2 tRNA genes are annotated in these 818 nt (G+C 49.3%); both read left to right on the top strand.

The features are described 5' to 3' along the window. Positions 1–178 precede the first annotated feature (178 nt). Positions 179–255: transfer RNA gene (locus CWE07_RS14280), tRNA-Ile, on the top strand. 203 nt (positions 256–458) lie between these two features. After that, a tRNA-Ala gene (locus tag CWE07_RS14275) sits at positions 459–534 on the top strand. The last annotated feature ends 284 nt before the right edge of the window (positions 535–818 follow it).

Here is an 818-nt window from a genome sequence, read left to right as displayed (position 1 = left end):
GTAGCCGTAGGGGAACCTGCGGCTGGATCACCTCCTTAACGATAGCTCATAATATGTGAGTGCTCACACAGATTGAATTGGCTTTGATAACAGTAAATAACGTGAATGTTTTTACGTAGGGCATGCTGCGCATGCCGTTCCGCATAGGCGGCTACGAAATGCATTCAGCACGGATACTGGGTCTGTAGCTCAGCTGGTTAGAGCGCACCCCTGATAAGGGTGAGGTCGGTAGTTCAAGTCTACTCAGACCCACCATTTCTTCGCGATGGCTGCGTTGGAAACCTCGTCGTGTATTAGCATACACGTCCTCGGCTCCCGCCTTGCCCTCCCTCGAAATTGAGGGCGCTAAGAAATAGCTGATACGGGAAAGGACGTAGGTCAGGCTTCGCCTGACGTTAAGTCACCCGCATCAACGAAGCCTGCAAATGTGTTCATCTGCAGACTTTAGCTAAATCATCGGGGCCATAGCTCAGCTGGGAGAGCGCCTGCCTTGCACGCAGGAGGTCAGCGGTTCGATCCCGCTTGGCTCCACCATTATCCTTTCTGCTGCGTTGGCTGCGTCGTTGCATACTACAGTATGCTTCCTCCTTGCCGCCTTGCATAAAGCATAATGGCTACAAGCAAATGGCCCTATATCCAATCGTTATTTACTGACGAACGCAAGGTTAGCGTTAAGCGTAGGGCAGGTTTTACCTGCCGATAATCAAGATTATCACGTTTACCAGTAACCTTATGTTACGTGCTCTTTTACAACTTGGACAAGCTGATTGTAACAAACAAAGAGAAATCTCTTAGGTAACACTCTACAAGACACATTT

It is taken from the genome of Aliidiomarina maris, from assembly GCF_003987335.1.
In the GTDB taxonomy this organism is placed as follows: domain Bacteria; phylum Pseudomonadota; class Gammaproteobacteria; order Enterobacterales; family Alteromonadaceae; genus Aliidiomarina; species Aliidiomarina maris.
Note: the sequence above shows the minus strand (reverse complement) of the source record. Positions and strands in the feature narration are given on the sequence as shown.